General features: G+C 72.1%; 19 protein-coding genes. 11 read left to right on the top strand and 8 right to left on the bottom strand.

What is annotated here, in order from left to right; translation table 11 throughout:
* Positions 1-84: 84 nt before the first annotated feature.
* Together JOD49_RS04095 and JOD49_RS04090 are read left to right on the top strand one after the other, a co-directional pair.
* The gene (locus JOD49_RS04095) at positions 85-438 is read left to right on the top strand and encodes a chorismate mutase (RefSeq protein ID WP_205306084.1); all 354 of its coding nucleotides are present in this window, start codon (positions 85-87) and stop codon (positions 436-438) included.
* A 247-nt stretch (positions 439-685) separates the two neighbouring features.
* Positions 686-1885, top strand: coding sequence for a baeRF2 domain-containing protein (locus JOD49_RS04090; RefSeq protein ID WP_138824866.1), 1200 nt, complete (start codon positions 686-688; stop codon positions 1883-1885).
* Between the two features lie 87 nt (positions 1886-1972).
* On the opposite strand, the gene valS is transcribed toward JOD49_RS04090, so the two are convergent.
* A complete protein-coding gene (gene valS / locus JOD49_RS04085; protein WP_205306083.1) occupies positions 1973-4717 on the bottom strand; it encodes a valine--tRNA ligase in 2745 nt (914 codons plus the stop codon).
* A 212-nt stretch (positions 4718-4929) separates the two neighbouring features.
* On the opposite strand from valS, the gene JOD49_RS04080 reads away from it, so the two are divergent.
* From JOD49_RS04080 to JOD49_RS04055, 6 genes are all read left to right on the top strand, one after another.
* A complete protein-coding gene (locus JOD49_RS04080; protein WP_205306082.1) occupies positions 4930-6858 on the top strand; it encodes a DUF4914 family protein in 1929 nt (642 codons plus the stop codon).
* Between the two features lie 114 nt (positions 6859-6972).
* Positions 6973-7971, top strand: coding sequence for a TIGR03557 family F420-dependent LLM class oxidoreductase (locus JOD49_RS04075; RefSeq protein WP_138824860.1), 999 nt, complete (start codon positions 6973-6975; stop codon positions 7969-7971).
* Positions 7968-8819, top strand: a complete 852-nt coding sequence (locus tag JOD49_RS04070) for a coenzyme F420-0:L-glutamate ligase (RefSeq protein WP_205306081.1) — start codon at positions 7968-7970, stop codon at positions 8817-8819. The genes JOD49_RS04075 and JOD49_RS04070 overlap by 4 nt, the downstream gene beginning before the upstream one ends.
* A gap of 599 nt (positions 8820-9418) precedes the next feature.
* Positions 9419-9991: a DUF6318 family protein gene (locus JOD49_RS20465; RefSeq protein ID WP_205306080.1), complete on the top strand. Its 573-nt coding sequence runs from the start codon at positions 9419-9421 to the stop codon at positions 9989-9991.
* An 11-nt stretch (positions 9992-10002) separates the two neighbouring features.
* The gene (locus JOD49_RS04060) at positions 10003-10863 is read left to right on the top strand and encodes a hypothetical protein (RefSeq protein WP_205306079.1); all 861 of its coding nucleotides are present in this window, start codon (positions 10003-10005) and stop codon (positions 10861-10863) included.
* Between the two features lie 115 nt (positions 10864-10978).
* Entirely contained in the window at positions 10979-11368 is a 390-nt protein-coding gene (locus JOD49_RS04055; protein ID WP_205306078.1) for a hypothetical protein, read from the top strand.
* A gap of 150 nt (positions 11369-11518) precedes the next feature.
* Here JOD49_RS04055 and JOD49_RS04050 read toward each other — a convergent pair whose 3' ends face one another.
* From JOD49_RS04050 to JOD49_RS04035, 4 genes are all read right to left on the bottom strand, one after another.
* On the bottom strand, positions 11519-11884 hold the full coding sequence (locus tag JOD49_RS04050; protein WP_205306077.1) for a VOC family protein: 366 nt from the start codon (positions 11882-11884) through the stop codon (positions 11519-11521).
* A gap of 141 nt (positions 11885-12025) precedes the next feature.
* The gene (locus JOD49_RS04045) at positions 12026-12631 is read right to left on the bottom strand and encodes an HhH-GPD-type base excision DNA repair protein (protein WP_205306076.1); all 606 of its coding nucleotides are present in this window, start codon (positions 12629-12631) and stop codon (positions 12026-12028) included.
* Positions 12632-12683: 52 nt separating this feature from the next.
* Positions 12684-13097 (bottom strand): nitroreductase family deazaflavin-dependent oxidoreductase, encoded by a 414-nt coding sequence (locus JOD49_RS04040; protein WP_205306075.1) that lies wholly within the window; start codon positions 13095-13097, stop codon positions 12684-12686.
* Positions 13098-13290: 193 nt separating this feature from the next.
* Positions 13291-14244: an AraC family transcriptional regulator gene (locus tag JOD49_RS04035; RefSeq protein WP_205306074.1), complete on the bottom strand. Its 954-nt coding sequence runs from the start codon at positions 14242-14244 to the stop codon at positions 13291-13293.
* 174 nt (positions 14245-14418) lie between these two features.
* Between JOD49_RS04035 and JOD49_RS04030 the strand changes: the two genes are divergently transcribed.
* From JOD49_RS04030 to JOD49_RS04020, 3 genes are all read left to right on the top strand, one after another.
* Positions 14419-15309, top strand: a complete 891-nt coding sequence (locus JOD49_RS04030; protein WP_205306073.1) for an NAD(P)H-binding protein — start codon at positions 14419-14421, stop codon at positions 15307-15309.
* The gene (locus JOD49_RS04025) at positions 15309-15890 is read left to right on the top strand and encodes an anthrone oxygenase family protein (RefSeq protein ID WP_205306072.1); all 582 of its coding nucleotides are present in this window, start codon (positions 15309-15311) and stop codon (positions 15888-15890) included. The genes JOD49_RS04030 and JOD49_RS04025 overlap by 1 nt, the downstream gene beginning before the upstream one ends.
* Positions 15891-16010: 120 nt before the next feature.
* Positions 16011-16439, top strand: a complete 429-nt coding sequence (locus JOD49_RS04020; RefSeq protein ID WP_205306071.1) for a CoA-binding protein — start codon at positions 16011-16013, stop codon at positions 16437-16439.
* A gap of 73 nt (positions 16440-16512) precedes the next feature.
* Here the strand turns inward: JOD49_RS04020 and JOD49_RS04015 are convergent, their stop codons facing one another.
* Genes JOD49_RS04015 through JOD49_RS04005 form a run of 3 tightly spaced genes read right to left on the bottom strand, consistent with a single transcriptional unit; the run spans position 16513 to position 19497 of the window.
* Entirely contained in the window at positions 16513-17334 is an 822-nt protein-coding gene (locus tag JOD49_RS04015) for a putative F420-0 ABC transporter ATP-binding protein (RefSeq protein WP_307822372.1), read from the bottom strand.
* Positions 17331-18422: a putative F420-0 ABC transporter permease subunit gene (locus tag JOD49_RS04010; protein ID WP_372441209.1), complete on the bottom strand. Its 1092-nt coding sequence runs from the start codon at positions 18420-18422 to the stop codon at positions 17331-17333. Before JOD49_RS04010 ends, JOD49_RS04015 begins: the two co-directional genes overlap by 4 nt.
* A gap of 10 nt (positions 18423-18432) precedes the next feature.
* A complete protein-coding gene (locus tag JOD49_RS04005) occupies positions 18433-19497 on the bottom strand; it encodes a putative F420-0 ABC transporter substrate-binding protein (protein ID WP_205308793.1) in 1065 nt (354 codons plus the stop codon).
* Positions 19498-19603 lie beyond the last annotated feature (106 nt).

Below are 19603 nucleotides of genomic sequence, written 5' to 3'. Positions count from 1 at the left end.
CAAGGACCGATTTTACTGTGTACCGGGCGTCCCACGTTCCGTCGGTCGATGCAGGGCGTCGCAGCAGATGCCTAGGATCGACGGATGAGCGAGTCCCACGCCCCCGCCGCGTCGCCACCCCCCGTCCCCGCAGAGATCCTCAGGCTGCGCGAGAGCATCGACAACATCGACGCCGCCCTCATGCACCTGCTCGCCGAGCGCTTCAAGTTCACGCGCCGGGTGGGCGAGCTCAAGGCGCAGGGCGGCCTGCCGCCCGCGGACCCGGCCAGGGACCAGCAGCAGATCGCCCGCCTGACCGCCATCGCGGAGTCCTCGGGGCTGGACCCGGCGTTCGCCGAGCAGTTCCGCGAGTTCATCGTGAACGAGGTCATCCGGCACCACCGGCAGATCGCGCGCGACCACGAGGACCAGGCTCCCGTGCTGGACACCTACTCCTGAGGGCCGCGCGCACGACGGCGGGGGCGTGCGGGGGCGGGCGGCCGTCGCACGCCTCTCGCACGCCTCGTGCTCGCCGGGACGAGGCCGGCGCGGGCTCGGTGCGAGGCCGTCGTGCGCCGGGAGCGGGCCACGCCGGGGGCACCCCTCCCCGGTGGCGATCGTCGGCCACGTGCCGCAGGCTGGGGAGGACATCGGGGCGGTCGGCCTCCGACCGTCCCTCCGACGATGGATGTCTAGAGGTGCCTGCATGAAGATCGACTGGCTCAAGCCCCTGCTCGGCCACCCCGGCCCGTTCGCGACCGTCTACCTCGACGCGACACGTGGCGACGAGGCCACCGCACGCGAGGTCGAGAACCGGTGGAAGGGAGTACGCCGGGCGCTCGCCGCAGCGGGAGCCCCGGCGAGCATCATCGACGAGCTCGAGGAGTCCGTCACCCTCCCCACGAGGATGCCCGGCCCGCACGGCCGCGTCCTCATCGCCGACGAGGAAGGTGTCCTCGTCGACCGGGTCCTGAAGGACCCGCCCGCTGTCACCAAGGGGCTCTGGGGCCCCGTCCCCGCTCTGCTCCAGGCGGCGCGCGCGGCGGACGAGTCGGTCGACTACGTCCGCGTCGTGGTCGACCGCCAGGGAGCCGACCTCACGTGGTCCGTCGCGGGTGGCCACCTGCCCTACGGCGACGCCGAGTCGGTCGAGGGCGGGCACGACGTCATCAACAAGGTCCGCACGGGCGGCCTGTCCCACAAGCGGATCGAGGCGCGCGCCGAGGACTCCTGGGAGCGCAACGCCGAGGCGGTCGCGGCCGAGCTCGACCGCCAGGTCCTCGAGCACCGTCCGGAGCTGATCCTCGTCACGGGCGACGTGCGTGCCGTGCCGCTGGTGCGGGCTGCGCTCACCAAGGCCACCGACGAGCTCGTGGTCGAGGTCGCGGGCGGCGGACGCGGCGCCGGGATCAACGAGGCGGCGTTCGAGGCGAAGGTCGCCGACGCGCTCGAGAGCTTCCGCGAGCGGCGCCGTGAGGCCGTGCTCGCCGAGTTCCGGCAGGAGCAGGGACGCGAGGCGGCCGCCGTGACGTCGCTCGAGGACGTGGTCGCGGTGCTCTCGCGCGGCCAGGTCAAGGAGCTGATCCTGGCGGACGAGTACGGGCAGGACACCGAGCTCGACGGACGCACCCTGTGGGTCGGGCCGAGCCCGCTGCACATCGGGTCCTCCCGCTCCGACATCACCGACCTGGGTGTGAGCGAGGGGATCGAGGAGCTGCCCGCGACCGTGGCCCTCGTGCGGGCCGCGATCGGCCAGGACGCGGGGCTCACGTTCTCGCCCGACGGCAGCGTCGAGCTCATCGAGGGGGTCGGTGCGACGCTGCGCTGGAACGACGACGGCACGCCCAACGAGGTGGCCGCGACCATGTCGGGCGACGACGCGAGGCTGCGGGGCGAGATGGTGTGACCGCGCTCGGCACGCTGGAGCGTGCGCACGAGGTAGGGCCCCGACCGCACGTGCGGTCGGGGCCCTACCTCGTGGAGCGGGGGAGCGTCAGCCGCGGTTGCGGACCTCGGGCTCACCGAGCTCGGAGTGCACGACGACGATGCCGCCCTGGACGGCCGGGTCGCCCTGGCCCTCGCTCGCCTCGACCAGGTCGAGCGCCCCGGTCACGCGGCCTGCCCCACGGACGTCCTCCGCCGCAGCGCGCACGCCCTCGATCGAGGTGGCGGGGACGGCCAGCGTCACGGCGAGGATCGGGGTGCGCATCGAGACCTTGGCCTCGGACTTGACCTTGCGCAGCGCGGCCAGCGCGTGACCCGCGGCGGTCAGGACCGCAGGGTCGGCGTCGCCCGCGCCCGTGCGCAGACCGGTCGACGTGGGCCACGGCGCGCGGTGCACGGAGCCCGTGCGCCACCACGACCACACCTCTTCGGTCGCGAACGGCAGGTACGGCGCGAACAGCCGCAGCATCGTGTCGAGAGCCAGGGCGAGCGCGACGCGAGCCGACTGCGTCGCGGACGGCACCGCGTCGGTCGCTCCGTTCGTCGTTCCGGCGCCGTAGGCGCGGTCCTTGACGAGCTCGAGGTAGTCGTCGCAGAACGCCCAGAAGAACGTCTCCGAGAGCTCCAGGGCGCGCGTGTGGTCGTAGCTCTCGAGCGCCTCGGTCGCGCGGTCCACGACGTCGGCGAGGCCCGCGAGCATCGCGCGGTCGATCGTCTCGGTCACCAGGGCCGGGTCGAGCGTGATCTCGCTGCCGCCGAACGACAGCGCGAACTTGGACGCGTTGAGGACCTTGATCGCGAGGCGGCGGCCGATCTTCATCTGGCCGACCTCGAACGCCGCGTCGGTGCCCAGGCGTGCCGAGGCCGCCCAGTAGCGGACCGCGTCGGAGCCGTGCTCCTCGAGCAGGCCCAGGGGCGTGACGACGTTGCCCTTGGACTTGGACATCTTCTTGCGGTCGGGGTCCAGGATCCAGCCCGAGATCGCGGCGTTGGTCCAGGGCAGCGAGCCGTGCTCGAGGTGCGAGCGGACGACCGTCGAGAAGAGCCACGTACGGATGATGTCCTGGCCCTGGGGGCGCAGGTCCATGGGGAAGACGCGCTCGAACAGGTCCGGGTCGGACTCCCAGCCGCCCGCGATCTGCGGGGTCAGGGACGACGTGGCCCAGGTGTCCATGACGTCGGGCTCGCCCACGAAGCCGCCCGGGACGCCGCGCTGGTCGGCCGTGTAGCCCGCCGGCACGTCGGAGGACGGGTCGACCGGCAGGAGCGCCTCGTCGGGGACGATCGGGTGCTCGTAGTCGGTCTCGCCCGACTCCAGGACGGGGTACCACAGCGGGATCGCGACGCCGAAGAAGCGCTGGCGCGAGACGAGCCAGTCGCCGTTGAGGCCACCGACCCAGTTCTCGTAGCGCACCTGCATGAACTCGGGGTGGAAGTTCAGCTCCTTGCCGCGCGCGAGCAGCTCCTCGCGCAGCGCCACGTCCCGACCGCCGTTGCGGATGTACCACTGGCGCGAGGTCACGATCTCGAGGGGCTTGTCGCCCTTCTCGAAGAAGTTCGCCTTGCGCTGGGTCGCGACGGGCTCGCCGTCGAGGTCGCCCGCCTCGCGCAGCGCGTCGACGACGGCCGTGCGCGCCGAGAACGTCGTCTTGCCCGCGATCTCCTCGAACAGCGCGACCGACCGCTCGGACGTGAGCCACGCGGGGGTCTCGCGCGTGATGCGCCCGTCACGGTTGATGATCGAGCGGGTCGGGAGCTGCAGCTCGCGCCACCACTGGACGTCGGTCAGGTCGCCGAACGTGCAGCACATCGCGATGCCCGCACCCTTGTCCATCTGCGCGCCGGGGTGCGCCAGGACGGGCACCTCGACGTCGAACAGGGGGGAGGTGACCGTGGTGCCGAACAGGCCCTGGTAGCGCTCGTCGTCGGGGTGCGCGATGAGCGCGACGCAGGCCGCGAGGAGCTCGGGTCGCGTGGTCTCGATGTAGACCTTCTCGCCGCCCGGTGCGTGGAACGCGACCTTGTGGAAGTGGCCCGGGTAGTCGCGCGCCTCGAGCTCGGCCTGCGCGACGGCCGTCTGGAACGTGACGTCCCACAGGCCCGGGGCCTCGGACTGGTACGCCTCGCCGCGTGAGAGGTTCCGCAGGAACGCCTTCTGTGCCACGATGCGCGCCGGGACGCCGATGGTCTGGTAGTGGTGCGACCAGTCGACCGACAGGCCCAGGCGGCGCCACAGCTCCTCGAACTGGACCTCGTCCTCGGCCGTCAGGCGCTCGCACAGCTCGACGAAGTTGCGGCGCGAGACGGGCTGCTGGTCGGCGGCCTTGACGCTCTTCCCTTCGGCCCCCTGGAGCGGGGGCTCGTAGCCCTCGACGTACGGCAGCGACGGGTCGCAGCGCACGCCGTAGTAGTTCTGCACGCGGCGCTCGGTCGGCAGGCCGTTGTCGTCCCAGCCCATGGGGTAGAAGACCTCACGGCCGCGCATGCGCTGGAAGCGGGCGACGACGTCGGTGTGCGTGTAGGAGAACACGTGGCCCACGTGCAGCGAGCCGGAGACCGTGGGCGGCGGGGTGTCGATCGAGTAGACCTGCTCGCGGGTCTTGGAGCGGTCGAACGAGTAGGTGCCCTGCTCGGTCCAGGCGGCGTCGAACTTGGTCTCGAGGCCGTCGAGGCTCACCTTGTCCGGTACCTCTCCGACCACGGCACGGACTACCTGGGTGCCCTCGGCGGGGGCGGGTGCGGCGGGGGTCTGGGAGGCGGGTGCGGGCGTGGTGCCCTCGGCGGGTGAACTCATGGACGACATTCTCCCAGAATCTCGGGGGCTCCTGTGAAACGGCCGGTCCCCGGACGCAGGGCGTGCGCCCGAGTTTTCCCGAATGAAACAAAGGTCAAAGGTCCCTGGTTGACATGGTCATCGACTCGTAACCTTCTAGCAAAGGCGAGGGCGTACGTGGACGCGCCCCATCATCTCGACGCCTTCGTTCGAGGTCCGACCCAGGAGTAGCTATGACAGTGATCGACAGCGTGGCCGTGCACGGAACTGGAAGCCTCCCCGCCGGCATGGTCCTTCCCCCCGCTGTCCAGGCCGCTCTGGATGCGTGCGGCAACGTCATCGTCCCGTCCTCCCGCGAGGAGCTCTACCAGCTCGCGCTCGGCCCCGAGGGCGGACCCCGGTTCACCGTCGAGTACGACGTGTTCGGCACGCCGGTGCCCGAGGCCGAGGTGGTGCGCTGCAAGAACGGCATCGCCGTGAACTACCCCGAGGACTACATGCGCCGGCGCGACCCCGACTGCATGCGCATCGCCGACGACCTGCCGACCGACAAGCCGCGCTACCGCGACGTGTTCGACGCCGAGTTCGACGCCGTCAAGGCCGAGACGCTCGACTGGCTCGCCGGTCAGGACCTCGTCGTCGTGCCCTTCAAGGCCGGCGGTCTCACGCACGGCTACCCGTCGCTCGCGATCTGCCCGGTCAACTCCGCGTTCTTCGCGCTGACGCTCGTGGACCTGCAGGGCTGGGTCACGTTCGACGAGATCGGCCCGTTCGAGCCGCGCTCGATCCTCTACGTCGCCCCGCCCTTCCGCCACACGCACTTCGACGGCCGCCAGGTCGTGGTCCACGACCGCTCCGAGACGCTGCACGAGGTCTTCGCCTACAACCTCTACCCGGGCCCCAGTGCCAAGAAGGGCGTCTTCTCGGTCCTGCTCGACGTCGGGGAGCAGGAGGGGTGGGTCACCGCGCACGCGTCGTCGGTGCGGGTCACGACCCCGTACGAGAACGAGACCGTGATCATGCACGAGGGGGCCTCGGGCGGTGGCAAGTCCGAGATGTGCCAGGAGATCCGCCGCCAGGAGGACGGGCGCATCCTGCTGGGCACCAACGTCGTGACCCACGAGCCCTACGTCATCAACCTCGGCGAGACGAGCGCCCTGGACCCCGTGACCGACGACATGACCCTGTGCCACGTCGACCTCCAGACGGGCGACGGACGCCTGGTGGTCGCCGACGCCGAGGACGGGTGGTTCGTGCGCGTCGACAACCTCACGGGCTACGGCCAGGACGCGCACCTCGAACGGGCCTGCATCCACCCCGACCAGCCGCTCGTCTTCTTCAACATCGACGGCGTCCCCGACGCGACCGTGCTGCCCTGGGAGCACACGCTCGACTCGACCGGCAAGCGCTGCCCCAACCCGCGCGTGGTCGTGCCCCGCCGCCTGCTGACCGACGTCACCGGGGCCGAGGAGGTCGACGTGCGCACGTTCGGCGCCCGGATGCCGGCGTGCACCCGCGACAACCCGACCTACGGGATCATGGGCATGATGCACATCGTGCCGCCGTCGCTCGCGTGGATCTGGCGGCTCATCGCCCCGCGCGGGGACAAGAACCCCTCGATCGGGGAGTCGAAGTCGGCGACCGACGCGCTGGCCCACGGCGGCATGGTCGCCGAGGGGGTCGGGTCGTACTGGCCCTTCTCGACCGGCACCAAGGTCGCAGCAGCGAACCTCCTGCTGCGCCAGCTCGTCGACATGGACCGCACGCGCTACGTGCTCACTCCCAACCAGCACATCGGCGCGTACAAGGTCGACTTCGCGGCCGAGTGGCTCACCCGTGAGTACCTTGCGCGACGCGGCGGCGGCAAGCTGCGCACCGAGGAGCTCACGCCCTCGCGGTGCCCCCTGTTCGGGTACACGCTCACCGAGATGAAGATCGACGGGCAGCTCGTGCGCCCGACGTTCCTCAAGCCCGAGATGCAGTCCCAGGTGGGCGTCGAGGCGTACGACGCGGGCGCGAAGATCATCACCGACTTCTTCAAGAGCGAGCTCCAGCAGTTCCTCACCGACGACCTGGACCCGTTGGGCCGCCAGATCATCGAGGTCTGCCTGCGCGACGGCTCGGTCGAGGAGTACGCCGCGCTGACCCCGCTGTTCACGTAGCGGACTCCTGCTGGGAAGAGGACGGCCGTCCGGTCCGCGCGACCCGGCGGCCGTCCTCGGGCAGGTACCCGGTACCGGCGCTCGGGGGCCGGGCACGCGTACTAAGGTCGGTCCATGGACTTGACGATCGGTTACGCCGCGATGCTCGAGCAGTTCCACCCGACCGAGGTGATCGCCCTCTCGGAGTACGCCGAGAGCAAGGGCTTCTCGGGCGTCATGGCCGCGGACCACTTCCAGCCCTGGGTCCCCGCGCAGGGGCACTCGGCGTTCGTGTGGAACGTCCTGTCGGCCCTGGGTGAGCGCACGCGCGGCGACCTGGGCCCCGGCGTCACGGCGCCCACGTTCCGCTGGCACCCTGCGATGGTCGCGCAGGCCTCGGCGACTCTCGCCGCGATGTACCCGGGACGCCACTGGCTGGGCCTGGGCTCGGGCGAGGCCCTCAACGAGCACGTCACCGCGCAGTACTGGCCCGAGGCGCCCGAGCGCATCAACCGCATGTTCGAGGCCATCGACATCATCAAGAAGCTCTTCGCCGCATCGCTCGCGGGCAAGGACACCAAGCACTCGGGGCAGTTCTACAAGCACGAGTCGACGCGCCTGTGGACCATGCCCGAGGTCGCCCCCGAGATTCTCGTCGCCACGGCCGGCCCGGTCACCGCGAAGCGCGCGGGCAAGCACGCCGACGGCCTCATCACGGTGGGCGCACCGCTCGAGAAGATCTCGATGCTCTTCGGCAAGTTCGACGACGGCGTCCGCGAGTCCGGCCGCGACCCGCAGACCATGCCCAAGGTTCTCCAGCTCCACATGTCGTGGGCCGAGACCGACGAGGAGGCGCTCACCAACGCCATGACCGAGTGGCCCAACGGCGGCATGAAGTTCCCCAAGGCAGATATCCGCTCGCCCTTCGACTTCGAGCAGATGGCCAAGCTCGTGCGTCCCGAGGACTTCGAGGGGCGCCTGGTCATCTCGTCCGACCCCGACGTGCACCGCGCCTACATCCAGAAGTTCGTCGACCTGGGCTTCGACCGCATCTACCTGCACAACGTGGGCCGCAACCAGCGCGAGTGGATCGACACGTTCTCGCGCGACGTCCTGCCGAAGCTCGTCCGGTGACGTCCACCCCCCTCCTCCCGCCCGACGGCGCCGCTCACCCCGGTGCGCACGGGTCGCCCGACGCGGGGCACGCGGAGGGCGACGAGACCCGCTTCTCGGTCGTGGCGCCGTCGGGCATCGGGGAGGTCTCGCCCGGTGACGACCTCGCGCGCATCGTGGGGGACGCGCTCGACCGCGAGGGCGGGCTGCGCGACGGGGACGTCGTGGTCGTGACGAGCAAGGTCGTGTCCAAGGCCGAGGGACGCGTCGTCGCGGCCGCCGACCGCGAGCAGGCCATCACCGACGAGACGGTGCGCGTCGTCGCGACGCGGCCCTACCCCGGGGGCGTGCTGCGCATCGTCGAGAACCGGCTCGGACTCGTCATGGCCGCCGCGGGCGTCGACGCGTCCAACACGCCCGAGGGCACGGTGCTGCTGCTGCCCGTCGACCCCGACGCCTCGGCGCGCGCCCTGCGTGCGGCGCTCGCGGAACGTTTCGGGGTGCGTGTCGGGGTGGTCGTGTCCGACACCTCTGGGCGCGCCTGGCGAGAGGGGCTCACGGACCTGGCGATCGGCGCGGCCGGGGTCGTCGTTCTCGACGACCTGCGTGGCGGGGTCGACTCGCACGGACGTGAGCTGTCCGTGACGGTGACGGCCGTCGCCGACCAGATCGCGGCGGCGTCCGAGCTCGTGCGCGGCAAGGCCGCAGGGCGACCGGTCGCCGTGGTGCGCGGGCTCGGACGGTTCGTGACGGACGAGGACGGGCCAGGGGCGCGCGTGCTCGTGCGGGCCTCGGAGACCGACATGTTCCGGGAAGGATCGGCGGAGGCGTACGCGCGGGGCCTGGCCGCCGGCCGAGAACGTGGTTGAGGTCGTTCTCGGGCCCTTGACGACCTCGACGTCGTGCTCGAGTGCGCGAAAGATCGTGGTCGATGGGACGCGCAACGGAGAAGGTGCCCGGGGCGGACGCCTCGGGGCTGACGGGGCTCGCTCAAGCTCTCGGGGTCTCGGGCGATCTCGGTGACGAGCACGTCCGCTGGGCCCTGGCCGGAGCCGGGGGGGCCGGTGGGCGTCGAGTGTGCAGTTGGGGCGGTCGGGGCGGGGTGTGGACGACCCGAACTGCACACTCGGTGGTCGCATCGTGATCGTGGGCCGTGTTCGGTCTCGGTGTCGTGGGGTGTCGGTGTCGAGCATGCGGTTGGCGTCGGGTCGTGGGCCGTCGTGGCCAGGGTGGTTGTCCACAGCCTGGGACGAGGGGTTCCGGTGGGGTGGTTTGACCCGTTAGGTTCCTTGAAGGTGGGGGCGGTGTGGCCCTGTGCCGGGTACCTACCGAGGGGGCAGGGATGGGTTCGCAGGGGTTGGTCGGGCGTGGTCGAGGGCGTGCCATGGGGGTCGTGGGCGGGGTTGGTCCGGGAAGCGGTCGTGCTTCCGCTGCAGGTGCACGACGGCGTCGGGGTGCGCTGGTGCTGGTGGGCGCGGTGCTCGCCGGGCTGGTGGTGGGGTGTTCGTCGCCTGATCCGGTGATCGAGTCGCCGGCACCGGTGGTGAGCGAGGAGCCGAGCCCCACCCCGAACCCGACGCCGACTCCGACTCCGACGGGGCCGGTCAAGCCCGAGCGGCCGGCGGACATGGACCGTACCGACGAGGTCGGGGCGGCTGCGGCGGCGACGTACTTCCTGGAGTTGTATCCGTACGTCATGGCGACCGGCGACCTGACGGAGTGGGATGCGATCTCCTATGTGGATCTCTGCGAGTTCTGTGTGAAGGTCGCATCCGATGTTGAGGAGTATCGGTCCGCAGGGAGTTTCTACACTGGCGGAGAGGTGTCTGTCGAGGTCACGAAGACGTATCCGATGGACACCCTTCTCGGGGCCTATCCGGTCGATGTCCGCCTCGCACAGGCGGAATCAGCGGTCACCGACGCGAATGGGAGGGCGGTCGACAGAACCGAGGCCACTGCGGGTCCGCTTCGTGTCGAGCTCATCCATAACGGTGCGGCGTGGCTCTTGCTTGAGGTTTCGACGAACATGCCGACGTCATGAAGATGTGGGCAATGGCACTTGTCACCATGATCGGGCTACCGTTCGCACTTCCAACGGGAAAAGACATCTTTGGAAACGCTGAGGGCAACGGCGTTGACGTCCGGGCCACCGATGTCTCGGCTGATGGGTCGGCGCATCGGCCGCGGAATGCGGATGGTTCGCCGGCGTCGGAGGAGTATCGGCGGATGCCGGCGTCGGTCTGTTTCACCGATGACTTCCCGACGACCAAGGGGCAGGTGGGGGCATGCAGGGCGGGGGAGCGTGAGGGGGCGTTGGCGGTCACGTGTGAGGCGGGTCAGGTCGCGTTGGACCCGATCTTCAAGCAGACCTGGGTCAACAACCCTGATGGCACGATCAGCGATCTGTCCCGGTGGGAGCTGCAGGACCCGGCTGACCCGGGTGACTGTCTGACCGCGGTCGACCTGGCGCCGTTGGTCGAGGCCGAGTTCCAGCGTCTGACGATCACCCCGTCCCCGATCACGATCCAGCCGCCGGACGGGTGGACCCTGGTCAACGTCGACACGATCACCTACACCAGCCCCGCCCCGCAGGTGTTCGCGACCACGTTGCTGGGTATCCCCGTCACGATCGAGGCCACCCCGGCGACCTACACGTGGGACTACGACGACGGCACCACCGCGCGCACCACGACCGACCCTGGTGCGCCCTACCCCGACCACACCGTCGCCCACGTCTACACCCAGGAAGCGACCGCGACCATCACGTTGGGCACGACCTGGCACGGGCGCTTCCAGATCACGGGCACCACCACCTGGACCCCCATCACCGGCACCGCCACGACCACCACCACCGCCCCACCCCTGACCATCCACGAAGCCCGCTCCCGCCTCGTCACCGAACCCCTCGACTGAACGAGAAGCTCCTCGTTGTCGCCTCGTCGCACCCACGAGCGACAACGAACAGCATCTCGGTGCAGGGCCGATATTCGCCTGGTCGTGCCGACCCGGGCGCCGCTATCGTTCCGGCATGCTTCCCGCCGACTGGATCCCGCACCGCCGACCCGACGACCGTGAGCACGTCGGCTGGATCCGTCCCGAGGGTGACGGCTGGGTGGCCGTCTCGCTCCTGGGGCACGACGTCACTGAGCAGGTCGACTGGCTCGACGCCGAAGAGGCGCTCGACAGCACCGGCCTGTCGTGGCTCGCCGACGTGTGGATGCTCGAGGACGAGGAGCACGACCCGTTGCGGGTCCGCCTCGTCGAGGTCACACCAGAGCGCGTGGTGGTCCAGACCGACGACTTCGGGGCGATCGACGCGCACGTCGTCCGGTACGAGCTCCCGTGGCCCGCGCCGGCCCGCCTGCGACGAAGGCGCGCAGAGGACCCGGACGGGCGAGTGATCTTCGGTCCGGCCTGACGAACGGCGACGAGAGCCCGCTGAGCAGGTCCCAGGGTCGGCGGTCGGGCGGGACGGAGACAGTGCCTCTCGGGACGGGCCGCTCCCCGTCGACGCCTCGACGGTCCTCGCGGCCCGGCCTCCGGCGCGGCCCGGCCGCTGCGCTCCAGGTCAGTCCGTGGTCGTGACGCCCTCGTAGAGGCCGAGCTGGTTGCCGTCGAGGTCCTCGAAGACGGCCCACCAGCTCGTCGGGCTGATCTGCGTCCTGGCCATGAGGACCTTGCCGCCGAGCGAGCCGACCTGGCCGAGCGTGTCGTCGATCGAGTCGACCTCGACGTAGCTGCGGGGGCTCGTGAACCCCTCCTCGCGCGGCGCGAGCCCGCCACCGCTGATCTGGTTGGGGGCCCGCCACATGGGGTACCCCTCGAAGCCGGGGACCTCGGCGATGTCCCAGCCGAACAGTCCGCTGTAGAACGCGCGAGCCGCCTCGGTGTCGCCGACGGGGATGTCGATGTGCGTGATGTCGCCGTGAGCCATGAGTACTCCTCCGCAGGGCGAGCGGGCGCACGGACGCACGCCCGACGTCTCCACGCTACGTCCGTCGAGCGCGCCGGGCACCTGCCGGACCGGGGGGAGCGACGCCGTCGGGCAGGGGCGGAGGTCTCAGCGGCGGGAGGATCAGCCCTTGGCCGCGCGCTCGGCCTTCGCCGCCGCCTTGGCCGACTTCTTGGTCTCGCGGACCTGATCGAGGGAGTGCTGGTCGACGACGTCGGCGATCGAGCGCCGTGCGCCGTCCTCGCCGTAGATCCCTGCCGCCTCGCGCCATCCCTCGGGCGTGACGCCCCGTTGCTTGCCGAGGAGGGCGAGGAAGATCTTCGCCTTCTGCTCCCCGAACCCGGGCAGGGCCTTGAGCCGCTTGAGGACGAGCGGGCCGTCGGGGGCAGCGCCGTCGGGCCCGGGGTCGGTCCAGATCCGCGTGACGTCGCCGTCGTACTCCTCGTCGACGACCCGCGCCACGGCCTGCACACGGCCCGCCATGGAACCCGGGTAGCGGTGGACCGCCGGGGGAGTGGCAGCCATCGCGGCGAACGCCTCGGGCTCGGCGGTCGCGATGCGGTGCACGTCGAACCCGCCCATGCGCTGGGAGATCTTGAGCGGCCCGGCGAACGCCGACTCCATGGTGACCTGCTGGTCGAGCAGCATGCCGACGAGCAGCGCGAACGGGTCGGTGGACAGCAGCGTGTCGGCTTCCGGGTCGCCGGTGAACCACAGGTCGTGTGCCATGTCCCCATCATGGCAGCCGGGTCGAGCGGACGCCGGGGCGCCGGTCGGGGGCTCAGCGCGGCGGTCCCACCCGCCCGTCGAGGAAATCGTCCACCCGCAGCCCTCGCAGGGCGACCCGGATCACGGCGGGCACGAGCCGCAGTCCGTCGTCCCCGTGCAAGCGACGCAGGTCGTCGACGACGTACCCGTGCCCACCTCGTGACAGCCCGAACAGGCCGACGGCCTGGACGTTCTTGAGCCAGTCGACGTCCGTTCCGTAGGTGAGCGCGATGATCACGCGGACCTCGCGCGGAGCGACCGCCCACCGGGGTTCGCGGAACGCCATCACCGGGGTTGCGAAAGGCTGCCCGCTGCGCCGCCCGTGGTGGTGGACGGTCGCGAACGGTGGGACCCGCGACGACACGCGCAGCACGAACGGGTTGAGGAACCGCCGGTTGGTACGGGTGATCACGTGCGGGATGGGCATGTCAGCCATGGTGCGCGCACCCGCGCGTCACGGCCACCGCATGCGTCGGCGGGCGCGTCGCCGTGCCGACCATGCGGTTGTCGTCCCACGAACATGCGGTTGTCGTCCCACGACCATGCGGTTGTCGTCGGCCTGGACCCGTATCACGACGCCAACCGCATGTTCGGCGCCGAGGAGTCGTCCGGCGTCCAGGTCAGGCCGCCCCCGCTCGTTCCCGGTGTGCCGTCGGGCTCAGGCCGCGCACGCGCGTGAACGCGGCGCTCAGCGCGAACGGCGTCCCGTAGCCCACCTGCCGGGCCACCGAGCCGACGGTCGCACCAGGCTCCAGCAGCAGGTCGGCCGCGAGGGTCAGCCGCCACCCGGTGAGGTAGCTCATGGGCGGCTCGCCCACGAGCTCGGTGAAGCGGCGCGAGAACGCGGCCCGCGACAGCCCGACGGTCCGTGCGAGCGCCTCGACGGTCCACGGCCGGGCCGGTTCGTGGTGCATGAGCCGTAGCGCGTGCCCGACCACGGGGTCGGCGTCCGCGCGGTACCACCCGGGGGCGTCGCCGCGGTCGAGCCAGGCGCGCAGGGCGCCGATGAGCAGGATGTCGAGGAGCCGGTCGAGGACGGCCTCCTGGCCCGGGCGGTCCTGGGAGACCTCGCGCGCGAGCAGCGACACGAGGTCCGCGTCGAGGTCGCCGCGCCGCAGCACGAGCAGCGGTGGCAGCACGCTCAGCAGCCGGCCGCCCACCTCGCCGTCGAGCGGGTAGGTCCCGGTCAGCAGCACGGTCGGCCCGTCGGGGTCGTTGCCCCAGGTCCGCACGCCGAGGTCCACGAGCGGGGACGGGCCGTCGCCGACGGGCCGGCAGAGCCCGACGGCGTCGCTCACCATCTGCGGGGGTGTCCCGGGGGAGTCGGCCACGGTGTAGTGGCGCGGCCCCCGCACGAGCGCGACGTCGCCCTCGTCGAGGTGCACCTCGAGCCGGGGCTCCTCGGGTCCACGGCCGGCGTCCATCCCGATCCACGCCTCCCCGCGCACGACGGGTACGAGCGTGAGCGGGGCCTCGTCCTCGATGCGCAGCGACCAGGGCGGGGCGAGGAGCGAGCGCAGCAGGAAGGCGCCCCGCGCGCGGGGGCCGTCGAGGAGTCCGGCGACAGCGTCCATGCCTCGACGGTACGCCGCTCGCCGCGGCTGCGGAAGACGAATGGACATGCAGCCAAGCCGATCGGCTATGGAACGTCTCGACGTGCGCCGGTTGACTCGAACCACGGCACCACGGCACCACGGCACCACGGCACCACCGAGACCACCGCATCCCATCGATCACTGGAGACCGACATGACCGCGCGCCAGCCCCAGCCCTCGACCGCAGCCCCCACCACCCCGCCTCTCGTCGCCGTCGTCGGCGCGACGGGCAAGACGGGCCGCCGGGTCGCGGCCCGCCTGGCCACGGCGGGCATCCCCGTCCGTCCCGTCTCGCGCAGCACCGTGGTGCGCCACGACTGGGCCGACCCGTCGACCTGGGCGCCCGCGGTCGCGGGTGCCGATGCGGTGTACGTCGCGGTCGCCCCCGACCTCGCGGCCCCCGGGATCCCGGAGACCGTGGCCGACTTCGCGCGCGTCGCCGCCCGCGAGGGGGTCCGACGTCTCGTCCTGCTCTCCGGCCGGGGCGAGCCCGAGGCGCAGCGCGCCGAGCAGCTCGTCGCCGACGTCTTCCCCGCGCGGACCGTCGTGCGGTGCGCGTGGTTCGCGCAGAACTTCAGCGAGGGCTTCCTGCTGGACCCCGTGCTCGACGGCGTCGCCCTGCTGCCCGTCTCCGACGCCGTCGAGCCGTTCGTCGACCTGGAGGACGTCGCCGAGGTCGCCGTCGCCGCGCTCACCCAGGAAGGGCACGAGGGGCGAACCTACGAGCTCACCGGGCCACGCCTGCTGACCTTCGGTGCGGCACTCGCAGAGATCGGGGCGGTGAGCGGGCGTGACGTCCGGCTGCAGACCATCACCGGTGACGAGTTCGCGGGTGGTCTGACCGCTGCGGGCCTCCCGGCCGACATCGTCGACCTCATGGGCTACCTCTTCACCGAGATCCTGGACGGGCGCAACGCCTCTCTGGCCCACGGGGTCCACGAGGTCCTGGGGCGCGAGCCGCGGGACTTCACCGAGTTCGCGCGGCGCGAGGCCGCGGCGTGGGCGCAGACCGACGCCTCGGCCCCGCTGCCCGGGGTGCACTGATGGGCACGCTCGGTGCCCTCGGGTGGGCCGTGGTCGTGGCGGCCGTCGGCTGCGCACTGGTCGGGGGAGTGCTGTTCGCGTTCTCGACCTTCGTCATGGCGGGCCTGCGGTCGGTCGCCCCGGAGGTGGGAGCGGCCGCGATGGCCTCGATCAACCGGCACGCGACCAAGGTGCCCTTCGGGTCGCTCCTTCTCGTCACGACCGGGCTCGTGGCGGTGCTGGGTGTCGTCGCCGCGACGCGGCTGGGTGAGGCAGGCATGCCCCTCGCGCTCGCCGGCGCAGCGGTCTACCTCGTCGGTGGGATCGGCGTGACCGCTGCCGTCAACGTCCCGCTCAACGACCGCCTCGAGGCCGCCGACGCAGCGGTCCCGGCCGCGGATTCACAGCCGGGCGAAGCCTCATCCTCAGGTGGAGGGTCGGGTCGGGTGGCGGTGCGTCCCGCGAGCCCGACGGCGGAGCGCGACCGGGTCTGGGCGCTCTTCCTCGGGCGCTGGGTCGCCTGGAACCACGTGCGGACCCTGGCCTGCGTAGCGGCCGCGCTGCTCCTGACCCTGGGACTGGTGACGCGCCTCGGGGGGTGAGCGGCGCCGTCGGGCCCGGTCCTGGGCCGTGAGGGCGGAGGTCCTGCGGAGGCGCCCGACGTCCCCGCAGGACCTCCCTCCGCGGTGGAATAGGGCTCCGCTCGCCGGGGTTGTCCGGGTATGAGCGCACAGAGCTGGGGCGACGACGCCACGATCCGCACGGTCCTCGCGGACACCGAGACCTGGGCCGTGGTAGGCCTGTCGAACAACTCGGCCCGCGCGGCGTACGGCGTGGCGCGACTGCTCCAGCGGCAGGGCAAGCGGATCGTGCCCGTCCACCCCTCGGCCGAGACGGTGCACGGCGAGCAGGGGTACGCCTCGCTCGCCGACATCCCGTTCCCGGTCGACGTCGTGGACGTGTTCGTGCGCTCCGACCTCGCGGGCGAGGTGGCGGACCAGGCCGTGGAGGTCGGGGCCCGGGCCGTGTGGTTCCAGCTCGGGGTGATCGACGAGGACGCGTTCGCCCGCGTGCGCGAGGCCGGCCTGGACATGGTCATGGACCGCTGCCCCGCGATCGAGTGGCCGCGCCTGGGCCCCGCCAAGCGCTAGCAGGGTGCCGAGAACGGGGTTGAGGTCGTTCTGAGTACGAGAACGACCTCAACCCCGTTCTCGGCACCCGGGGTCAGTCGCCGAAGACCAGGACCGGGCGACCCGTGCGCGGGTGGGTCAGCACGTCGCAGCGGACCCCGTAGACGGGCTCGATCACCGCCGGGACCAGCACCTCGCGCACCGGACCCGCCGCGACGACGCGTCCGTCGGCCACCATCACCACGTGGTCGCACGACGATGCCGCGAGGTTGAGGTCGTGGAGTGCCGCGAGCACCGTGACGCCGTCCGCCGCGAGCTTGCGCAGCACCGTCATGGCCGCGAGCTGGGCCGCGATGTCGAGGTGGTTGGTGGGTTCGTCGAGCAGCAGCAGCGCCGGGTCCTGGGCGAGCGCGCGGGCCATGTGCACACGCTGGCGCTCGCCGCCGGACAGCGTCGCGAGCGACCGGTCGGCGAGGTCCTCGACCCCGGCCCGGACCAGGGCCTCGCGCGCCACGGCCCGGTCGGCCTCGGAGTCCCCGGCCAGCAACGAGCGGTGGGGGATGCGGCCGAGCAGCACGGCGTCGAGCACCGAGATCGGCAGGTCGGTCGACGCGTCCTGCTCGACGAGTGCGAGGCGGCGGGCCCGGCGGCGCCGTGGCATGCCCAGCAGGTCCTCGCCGTCGAAGCGGACCTCGCCCGCGTCCGGGACCTGCGTGGCCGCGATCGCGCGCAGCAGCGTCGACTTCCCGGACCCGTTCGGCCCCAGCAGGCCGCTCACGGCTCCCGCAGGGGCGGACGCGTCGACCCCGTCGAGGATGAGCCGCGAGCCTGCCGACCACGAGACGCGCGAGGCGTCCAGTCCACGTGCGGCGTCCAGCCCACGTGCGCCGTCCGCGCCCGGAGCCGCAGCACTCACAGCGCCCGCCTCCCTCGCCACAGGATGATCGCGAAGACGGGCGCGCCGATCGCGGCGGTCAGGATGCCCACGGGCAGCTCGCGCGGGGCGAAGATCGTGCGGGCGAGCGTGTCGGCCCACACGAGGAACGAGCCGCCGAGCAGGGCCGCGAGCGGCAGCAGCACGCGGTGGCGTGCCCCGGTCAGGAGCCGGACGGCGTGCGGCAGGATCAGCCCGACGAACCCGATCGCGCCGGACACCGAGACGAGGGCTCCCGTGAGCAGGGCGACCCCCACGAGCAGCAGCCAGCGCGTCCGATTCACGGCGATGCCGAGGCCCGCGGCGGCCGTGTCGCCGAACGTGAACGCGTCGAGCACCGACCCGGTCGACGCGAGCAGCGTCCCGAGGACCAGCACGGCCCCGCCCGCGATCGCGACCGACGTCCACGTGGCGCCCGCGACCGAGCCCATGAGCCACGACAGGATCTCGCGGTAGGAGTCGCCCGTCGCGGACCAGAAGATGACGAACGACGTCGCCGCGGCCGCGAGCTGGCTCACCGCGAGCCCCGCGAGCACGGTCCGCGTCGGGGTCACAGCCCCGAGCGACCCCGCGAGAGCGAGCGCCGCGACGAGGGCCAGCACCGCGCCCCCGAACGCCGCGACGGGCAGCAGGACGCTCACGCCGAGGACCAGGACGAGGACCGCGCCGAGCGACGCGCCCGACGAGAGCCCCAGCAGGTACGGGTCGGCGAGCGGGTTGCGTGTGAGGGACTGCATGACGGCCCCGCAGATCGCGAGCCCTGCGCCCACGGCCGCTGCGGTCAGGACGCGCGGCAGGCGAAGCTGCCACACCATGCCGTCCTGGAGCAGCGGGAGCGGTTCGAGCCCCAGAGCCCCGCCCAGCCCGACGTGCGTCGCGATCGATCGCCACACGTCGCCCCACGTGAGGTCCGCGGGGCCGATCGTCACGGCGACCACGACGCTCACGACGAGCGCGACCGAGGCCCCGGCGAGCCACCACGGGGTGGCTCGCCGACGGCCCGCCGGCCGCCCGGCGGGTGCGTGGACCGCCGACGGTCCGGCGCTCCTCACGGGCACGAGGGTTCGCACGGGATGCTCCTCAGGGGACGGTGATCGCCGCGAGCTGCGCGCCGAGGTCCTTGACGGCGTCGACGTTGCGCACGCCCGCCTCGGTCGCGGGGAACGGCACGGTCAGGAAACGGTCGCCCTGCACGGCCGTGAGGTTCGCGGTTGCGGGGTTGGCCTCGAGCGCGTCGATCTTGGACTGCGCCGTGTTCCACGCCGAGTCGACGAGCACGATCACGTCGGGGTCGGCCGCGATGATCTCCTCGAACGAGAACGGCGTCCAGGTGTCCTGGACCGAGGCGGCGATGTTCTCGAGCCCGACGGCGTCCATGATCATCTGCGGGGCGCCGATCCCGGCCCCGACGTAGGGGATGTCCGAGCCCGAGGAGTACCACAGGGCCGTGAGCCCGCGGTCGTCGGGGGCCACGGCGTCGAGCTCGGCGCGCTGGGCCGCGACCACGTCGGCGGCCGTCCCGGCGACGTCGAAGATCGTGCCCGCCTCGGTGATCTCGGCGAACACGTCCTCGAACGTCAGGGGGTTCGGCTTGTACGCCTCGGCCTTGCACGCGGAGGGGGACACGTAGGTCTGGACGCCGAGCTGCTGGAGGGTCGCCCGGTCGCCCGCGCCCTCGGCCGTGAGGTTCGACTCCCAGCCGGCGTACACGAGGTCCGGCGCGAGCGTCAGCACGGCCTCTGCGCCCGGGACCTTGTCGGTGAGCGGCGTCTCGACGACCGGGAGGTCCGCCGCGGCGTCGGCCCACTGCTCGGCCACAGGACCGTCGGGGAACGCGGTGCCCACGAGCCGGTCGCCCAGGCCGAGCGCGAGCATCATCTCGGTCGTGCTCGACTTGATCGTCACGACCTTGCGCGGCGCGGCGTCGAACGTGACGTCGAACCCGCAGTTGTCGAGCGTCAGGGGGTACGTCGTGGACGCGGTCTCCGCCGCGCCGGACGGGCCCTGGCTCGGTTCGCTGGACGCGGGCTCCTGGCCGCCCGTGCACCCCGCGAGGGCGAGCGACGAGACGAGGACGAGCGCCGCCGTCGGGCCTGCGCGGCGCGCGCGCCGGGACGGAAGGGCGGACGGTCGGACAGGGCGCAGCGTGAGCACGGCACTCCAGGTCGGGAGGTCGCCTGCCGGTGCAGGGCACGGCGGCGCGGCGAGATGCGAGAGGGTAGGGCGCCACAATCCGCGACGAGGATCCGCG

Origin of the sequence: Oerskovia jenensis (assembly GCF_016907235.1) — a bacterium.
GTDB classification, from domain to species: Bacteria; Actinomycetota; Actinomycetes; order Actinomycetales; family Cellulomonadaceae; genus Oerskovia; species Oerskovia jenensis.
Note: the sequence above shows the minus strand (reverse complement) of the source record. Positions and strands in the feature narration are given on the sequence as shown.